This window comes from uncultured Porphyromonas sp., assembly GCF_900541275.1.
GTDB lineage: Bacteria > Bacteroidota > Bacteroidia > Bacteroidales > Porphyromonadaceae > Porphyromonas_A.
The window spans coordinates 130,129-136,899 of sequence record NZ_UQJH01000003.1 but is presented as its reverse complement, the minus strand read 5'-3'; the positions used below and the strand labels follow the sequence as shown (position 1 = coordinate 136,899).

Sequence of the window (6,771 nt, the reverse complement as noted above, 5' to 3'; positions counted from 1 at the left end):
TCGCCCTGTCGGCATTGAGTTGCTTTGCCGACGAACCCACTGCCCCGCGCTCAGCCGCTAATATTGCGTTCCGAGACTCTGTTGTCAGCCTCCTGAAGGATGAGGGGTTTGTCCCGTCTGTAGATGAAGATGGTGACATTTGGTTCAAGAAAGAGGGTGATAACTTATTAGTTTCCGTCCAGGACGAAGCGGCTCCGTTTTATGTCCAGATTTCCTACTACCTGTCATCAGAAGGTATGGATGATCAAGTAGCTTTGCTTAAGGCTGTGAACAATATCAATCTCAATTGCCGCTGCGTTAAGTGTGCTATGGACGACGATAACGGTGCAGTGCTGATCTCTGTGGAGACCTACAATAATACCGTTCAGGTGTTTAAGGACAACTTTGCGACTTACACAGATCATCTGCTTCTGGCAGGCAGGTTGCTGGCAGGTGCTTATGATCCGGATGGCTCAAAGAAATAGAGCTTGTCAGAGTGTGAGTATTTCGCCATCCATTAGTGATTCGGCTGCATCGCGGATGATGGCAAAGATGGTGGTGCGGTCGGTCACCCCGTTGGCACGGCAGATGGCGGAGACATCCTCGGCCCCCACCGGAGTGATCTCGATGAAGCGACGACCTATGATCTGAGCTTACGTCTCGTCACGATTACCAAACAGTTTTTTTACAAGATGAATATGTATAGGAGAGTTGCTTTTTCGCTGCTTCTTATCGCCCTGTCGGCATTGAGTTGCTTTGCCGACGAACCCACTGCCCCGCGCTCAGCCGCAAACATTGCCTTCCGAGACTCTGTTGTCAGCCTCCTGAAGGATGAGGGGTTTGTCCCGTCCGTAGATGAAGATGGAGACATTTGGTTCAAGAAAGAGGGTGATAACTTATTAGTTTCCATCGAGGACGAAACGGCTCCGTTTTATGTCCAAATTAGTTACGCCCTGTCGTCAGAAGGTATGGATGATCAAGTAGCTTTGCTTAAGGCGGTGAACAATATCAATCTCAATTGCCGCTGCGTTAAGTGTTCTATTGGCGATAACGGCGTAGTGCTGATCTCTGTGGAGACCTACAATAATTCCGCTCGGGTGTTTATGGACAACTTTGCGACTTACACAGATCATCTGCTTCTTGCAGGCAGGTTACTGGTAGATGCCTATGATCCGGATGGCTCAAAGAAATAGGGCTTGTCTGAGTGCGAGTGTGGTGTCCTTTCATTAGTGATCTGATGTAGGATTCACTAAGGCTTGTAAAATCGGGGGCTGTGTCTTGCTAAGACACAGCCCCCGATTTTTATTGACAGTCCTACTCAGTCGGGAATGCGGGTGATGGCATCATCGAGCAGGGCAAAGAGGTCGGCCTTCGTCTGAGCGCGGAGGATCGCCACGCGCTGTTGCTTGAAGTCCGGGATGCCCTTCAGCAGAGGCGTGATCGCCAGGTGGCGTCGCATATGGATGATCCCCCGTAGCTCGTCCCCGATGCGCTCGATATTCTCCTCGGTGAGCTGCTTGAGACAGTCGAGGTACCACTCCTTGGGGTGCTGCGGCTTGGGCTCGCCGTGGCGCATCGCCCGTATCTCCTCAAAGACCCACGGCTGACCGATCGCACCGCGACCCACCATGACGGCATCGACGCCGGTCTCCTCAAATCGCCGGTGAGCCGTCTCGCCATCCGTCACATCGCCATTGCCGATGATCGGGATGGTGATGCGCGGATCCGCCTTCACAGCCTGGATCAGGGACCAGTCCGCGTCACCCTTGTACATCTGTGAGCGGGTGCGTCCGTGGATCGTCAGGGCGGCGATGCCACAGTCCTGCAGCTTAGGCGCCAGATCGGTGATGATGAGGTCGTTCTTGTCCCAGCCGAGGCGTGTCTTCACCGTCACCGGTAGGGAGACCGCCTGCACGACCGCACGGGTGATCTCGAGGAGCCGGGGCACATCGCGCAGGAGGCCTGAGCCGGCACCCTTGCCTGCCACCTTCTTCACCGGGCAACCAAAGTTGATGTCGATCAAGTCCGGGCCCGCATCGGCGGCGATCCTTGCCGCCTCTGCCATCGTCTCCGCATCCCGCCCGTAGATCTGTATCGCCACCGGGCGCTCATCCTCGTAGAGCTCCATCTTGCGCATCGTGCTGGGTATGTCCCGCACGATCGCATCAGCGTTGACAAACTCTGAGTAGACCAGTGCCGCCCCCATACGGTGACACATCCGGCGGAAGGGGTGATCGGTCACATCCTCCATCGGTGCCAGCACCACCGGGCGCTCTCCTACGTCTATCGTCCCGATCCTCACGCCTCTGTCGCTATGCTCTCCAGGTCGGTGGCGCGGAAGTGCTCCCGAGCGTAGTCCAGGGTGAGGTGAAAGGTCCGCTTGCGCGTAGAGGGTAGCTCAAACATCGCATCGGTCATGATCCCCTCAAAGATGCTCCTCAGACCTCGGGCACCGACGGCAAAGTCGATCGCCTTCCGGACAATGAAGTCATACACCTCCTCATCGATCGTCAGCTTGATGCCGTCCATCGCAAAGAGCTTGGTGTACTGCTTGGCGATCGCATTCTTCGGCTCCGTCAGGATCTGCCTCAGCGCCTCGGGGCTCAGGGGGGTGAGGTAGGTGAGTATCGGGAGACGCCCGATCAGCTCAGGGATCAGCCCGTAGCTCCGGAGGTCAGCCGGGGTGACGTACTTAAGTAAGTCGTCTCCCTGCTCCCGCTTCTTCCCTCGTGTGGCGCTGGCATAGCCAACGGTGTGGGTATTCATCCGCTGTGCGATCTTTCGCTCGATACCCTCAAAGGCTCCACCACATATATAGAGGATATTCTCCGTATTCACCACCACCATCTCGGCATCGGGGTGCTTGCGTCCGCCCTTGGGTGGTACATTGACATCCTCACCCTCGAGGAGCTTCAGGAGACCCTGCTGCACCCCCTCGCCACCCACATCCCGGGTAATGGAGGGGTTGTCGCTCTTGCGGGCGAGCTTGTCGATCTCGTCGATGAAGACGATCCCGCGCTCCGCCAGCTTGACGTCGTAGTCGGCCGCCTGCAGGAGTCGCGTGAGGATGCTCTCAATGTCCTCGCCCACGTAGCCCGCCTGAGTGAATACGGTAGCGTCCACGATGGTGAAGGGGACCTTGAGCATCCGTGCGATGGTGCGGGCGAGAAGGGTCTTGCCGGTACCTGTGGGCCCGACGACGATCATATTGCTCTTGTCGAGCTCCACCTCGTCCAGCTCCTTGTCATCCACCCGAGCCTCCTCCCCATTGCCGAGGATGCCTCGGCTGTAGAGCCGCTTGTAGTGGTTGTACACCGCTACGGCAAGGCTGCGCTTGGCTGCCTCCTGACCGATCACGTACTTATCCATATAGGCGACGATCTCGGTAGGCTTGGGGAGCTTGTCAAAGGTGGGCGCTGTGTACTTCTCGTGCACGGCATCGGTCTTCTGAGATGCCTGGAGGGCCGTGTAGACCGCCTCAGCGCACTCGTTGCAGAGGTAGCCGACGGGCCCGCGCGCCACGAAGTCGACCATGCTCTCCGGTCGACCGCAGACGCTGCAGAAGTGCTCGTCGCCAAACATCCACTCGTCGTCACCTCCCAGGTCTGTGTCGTGAGAGGTCGGTTTCTTACGCTTTGCCATTACTTCTGCTCCTTGCTCTTGATGAGCACCTTATCCACGAGGCCGTACTCCCTTGCCTCCTCCGCCCGGAGCCAGTGGTCGCGGTCGGAGTCCTTCTCGATCTGCTCGACCGTCTGACCGGTGTGCTTGGCGAGGATTTCGTAGAGCTCCTGCTTCACCTTCAGGATCTCGCGCACCGTGATCTCCATATCGGAGGCCTGACCCTGGGTCCCGCCAAGTGGCTGATGGATCATCACGCGGGAGTGGGGGAGGGCAAAGCGCTTCCCCTTAGTCCCCGCAACGAGGATGATCGATGCCATGCTGGCAGCCATGCCTGTGGCGATGGTGCTGACATTGCAGTCGATGTACTGCATCGTGTCGTAGATCCCGTAGCCGGCATAGACCGAGCCGCCGGGGCTATTGATATAGATGGAGATGTCCTTGCCGGGGTCGCTTGACTCCAGGAAGAGGAGCTGCGCCTGGATCACATTGGCGACATAGTCGTCGATGGCGGAGCCGAGGAAGATGATCCGGTCCATCATCAGTCGGCTGAAGACGTCCATCTGGGCGATATTGAGCTGTCGCTCCTCGATGATGGTGGGATTGACGTAGCCGCGAGAGGCTTCGGAATTAAACTTCGTATACTGATCCAGCGCCAGCGAGTTCATCCCGAGGTGCTTCGTGGCGTATCTCTGAAATTCGTCTGAGTAATTGCTCATATATATAGTCGTATAAATTGATTGCCAAGAAGAGAGGTGCAAAAACTGAGCCAAGACCCTCTTCGGCATAGCAAAGGTACCAAAAAGTGCCCCCCTCTTTTTCCCATCCCCTCAGCCGTTTCTCTAATACCGATATTAGGAAATTCTTTTACCGGTATTAGAGCGCACTAATATCGGTATTAGAGTACAATAGCCCGAGGTGACCAATTTTTGTACCTTTGTGAGAGTAATAAATGACTCATCATCAATCGTCATGAGTGAAGTAAATGGTAATGGAGCCCGGCTGGTGGAGCGTATCAATCAGCTGATACAGGAGCTGACGGAGATACGCGATGAGGTGACCGATCTCTACGAGACGCCCGCAACCCCTGATCTGGAGGAGGTGGAGGAGGTGCCTATCGCTGAGGAGTGCACCTCCCCGGTGAGCGGTGGCGCACCCGTCATGGTGGATCAGGATCTGGAGGAGAAGGTCCCAGAGCTGACTCTGGAGACCGCCTTTGAGCCGCTGGTCGACTTCCACACCGCTGGGCAACTGTCGGTAGCTGACTCTTTCTTCTTCGCCAATGGACTCTTCGGTGGCAATCGCCCCGAGCTCAATAGGGTCCTCGAGGAGATCGACCGACTCAGCTCCCTCTCTCAGGTGTGGCACTACCTTACGGAGACACTCGGCGTCGATATGGATTCGGAGGAGGGGAAGCGCTTCTGCGACTTTGTCCTCTCCTGCTCTACTCGGAGATAGTCTACCATGAGTACACCACTGACCATCATCCCCACTCCGGTGGGCAATCTCGAGGACATGACCTACAGGGCTGTCCGCCTCCTCCGCGAGGCGGACCTGATCCTGGCGGAGGACACCCGCACTTCAGCGACCCTGCTGCGAGAGTATGGCATCGAGACACCGATGATCAGCTATCATATATTCAATGAGCATAAGATCGTCGAGCGGGTGACGGAGGAGATCTCTCAGGGGCGCCGGGTGTGCCTGATCTCCGATGCCGGCACACCGGGGATCTCTGACCCGGGGTTTCTCCTCGTCCGCTCCTGCGTCGAGGCGGGCATCGAGGTGAGCTGTCTGCCGGGAGCTACGGCAGTGATCCCTGCCGTCGTTGCCTCAGGGCTGCCATGTGATCGCTTTGTCTTCGAGGGCTTTCTGCCGCACAAGAAGGGGCGTCTCACCAGACTGAGGGCACTCGAGGAGCGGGAGGAGACTACGATCTTCTACGAGGCCCCCACCCGCATCGTCAGGCTGCTCGAGGAGATAGGCGAGCTGTATGGCGATACGCGACGCGTCGTCCTTGCTCGAGAGATCTCTAAAAGGTACGAGGAGTACCTGAGGGGCGTCCCATCGGAGCTACTACAACACTTTGCTACTGAGGAGCCTAAGGGGGAGATGGTCCTCGTGGTAGAGGGGCTACCTAAGGGGGAGAAGGTGCACAAGAATAAATTTCGATAATTTTGTGGCGGAGTTCAATGGTGACCTCCGTGATAGAAACTAAGTAAGACAATAATAGAAGAGTATGATCAGATCATTAGTCAAGACCTTAGCCGGAGCCTCAGTGGCTCTTACGCTAATGGTAGTCGGCTGTACCGGTAACAAGGGATCCAGCTACGACAAGCTGAAGACCAGCTATGACTCTCTGCTGATGCAGAGTGATAAGAATCAGGCTGATCTCAATGAGGCCATCGGCATCATCAACGAGGTGGAGGGCAACCTCAGCCAGATCGCTGATGCCGAGCATCGTGTGCAGGCTGACGCTCTCAAGGGAGAGCTCAATCAGTCTCAGAAGCAGCGCATCATGGATGAGATCTCGCTGCTGCGCCAGACACTGCAGGAGAATAAGCAGAACCTTGCCCAGCAACAGGAGAAGCTGAAGCGCAGTGGCATCAATATCGCTGCCCTCGATAAGAAGATCAGTCTCCTTACCAGCCAGATCGCCGAGAAGGATCAGATGATCCAGTCTCTCCAGGCTGACCTCGAGAGCGCTCGGGGAATGATTGCCCGCCAGGATAGTCTCATCACCGAGCAGTCAGAGAAGGGCGCTGTAAGTGAGGCGACCATCGCGATCCAGAATAAGCGACTGCAGGACCAGGACGCTGCCCTGCACCGCGCTTACTACTGCTTCGGGACGCTCAGTGAGCTGAAGGAGGAGAATATCATCAAGGGTGGTGGTCTCTTCTCCAAGGCAAAAGTGCTTCCTGAGGGCTTCAATCAGGACTACTTCAAGCAGGTGGACACCCGCGACCTGACGACGATCGCGCTCTTTGCCGCCAAGGCGCATCTGCGCACTCAGCATCCTGCCTCTTCATACCACTTCGAGAAGGATGCAGACGGCAATCAGACGCTTGTCATCGACAATCAGAAGGACTTCTGGAGCCGAAGCAAGTATCTCGTCGTAGAGGTGGAGTGATCTCCGTCCTTTAGAGTAAGTAACTACCTGAGCCTTTTTTCCCA

At 56.5% G+C, this 6,771-nt stretch carries 9 protein-coding genes; 6 read left to right on the top strand and 3 right to left on the bottom strand.

Annotation, left to right across the window (positions count from 1 at the left end):
- The 3 genes from QZR17_RS03530 to QZR17_RS03520 form a co-directional block, all read left to right on the top strand.
- Positions 1-464, top strand: a 464-nt coding sequence (locus tag QZR17_RS03530; protein WP_297127701.1) for a YbjN domain-containing protein, incomplete at its 5' end; no start/stop codon positions are given.
- Between the two features lie 13 nt (positions 465-477).
- Positions 478-630, top strand: a complete 153-nt coding sequence (locus QZR17_RS03525) for a hypothetical protein (protein ID WP_297127698.1) — start codon at positions 478-480, stop codon at positions 628-630.
- A 41-nt stretch (positions 631-671) separates the two neighbouring features.
- Positions 672-1,172, top strand: a complete 501-nt coding sequence (locus tag QZR17_RS03520; RefSeq protein ID WP_297127696.1) for a YbjN domain-containing protein — start codon at positions 672-674, stop codon at positions 1,170-1,172.
- 125 nt (positions 1,173-1,297) lie between these two features.
- Here the strand turns inward: QZR17_RS03520 and dusB are convergent, their stop codons facing one another.
- The 3 genes from dusB to clpP are packed head-to-tail and all read right to left on the bottom strand — an operon-like array spanning position 1,298 to position 4,319.
- Positions 1,298-2,281, bottom strand: coding sequence for a tRNA dihydrouridine synthase DusB (gene dusB / locus QZR17_RS03515; protein WP_297127694.1), 984 nt, complete (start codon positions 2,279-2,281; stop codon positions 1,298-1,300).
- Positions 2,278-3,561 carry an ATP-dependent Clp protease ATP-binding subunit ClpX gene (gene clpX / locus QZR17_RS03510; RefSeq protein WP_070467396.1) on the bottom strand — a complete coding sequence of 428 codons (1,284 nt, stop codon included), beginning with the start codon at positions 3,559-3,561 and terminating at the stop codon, positions 2,278-2,280. The genes dusB and clpX overlap by 4 nt, the downstream gene beginning before the upstream one ends.
- 59 nt (positions 3,562-3,620) lie before the next feature.
- Complete coding sequence (gene clpP, locus QZR17_RS03505) at positions 3,621-4,319, bottom strand: ATP-dependent Clp endopeptidase proteolytic subunit ClpP (protein WP_297127692.1); 699 nt, start codon at positions 4,317-4,319, stop codon at positions 3,621-3,623.
- 253 nt (positions 4,320-4,572) lie between these two features.
- Between clpP and QZR17_RS03500 the strand changes: the two genes are divergently transcribed.
- The 3 genes from QZR17_RS03500 (at position 4,573) to QZR17_RS03490 (ending at position 6,727) form a co-directional block, all read left to right on the top strand.
- Complete coding sequence (locus QZR17_RS03500; protein WP_297127691.1) at positions 4,573-5,058, top strand: hypothetical protein; 486 nt, start codon at positions 4,573-4,575, stop codon at positions 5,056-5,058.
- 6 nt (positions 5,059-5,064) lie between these two features.
- Positions 5,065-5,772, top strand: coding sequence for a 16S rRNA (cytidine(1402)-2'-O)-methyltransferase (gene rsmI / locus QZR17_RS03495; protein ID WP_297127688.1), 708 nt, complete (start codon positions 5,065-5,067; stop codon positions 5,770-5,772).
- 64 nt (positions 5,773-5,836) lie between these two features.
- Entirely contained in the window at positions 5,837-6,727 is an 891-nt protein-coding gene (locus QZR17_RS03490) for a hypothetical protein (RefSeq protein WP_297127686.1), read from the top strand.
- Positions 6,728-6,771: the final 44 nt, after the last annotated feature.

Excerpts from the sequence above, each read along its gene's own strand:
- QZR17_RS03520 (WP_297127696.1), top strand. The coding sequence starts at position 672 with ATGAATATGTATAGGAGAGTTGCTTTTTCGCTGCTTCTTATCGCCCTG.
- clpX (WP_070467396.1), bottom strand. The coding sequence starts at position 3,561 with ATGTTTGGCGACGAGCACTTCTGCAGCGTCTGCGGTCGACCGGAGAGC.
- clpP (WP_297127692.1), bottom strand. The coding sequence starts at position 4,319 with ATGAGCAATTACTCAGACGAATTTCAGAGATACGCCACGAAGCACCTC.
- QZR17_RS03500 (WP_297127691.1), top strand. The coding sequence starts at position 4,573 with ATGAGTGAAGTAAATGGTAATGGAGCCCGGCTGGTGGAGCGTATCAAT.
- rsmI (WP_297127688.1), top strand. The coding sequence starts at position 5,065 with ATGAGTACACCACTGACCATCATCCCCACTCCGGTGGGCAATCTCGAG.
- QZR17_RS03490 (WP_297127686.1), top strand. The coding sequence starts at position 5,837 with ATGATCAGATCATTAGTCAAGACCTTAGCCGGAGCCTCAGTGGCTCTT.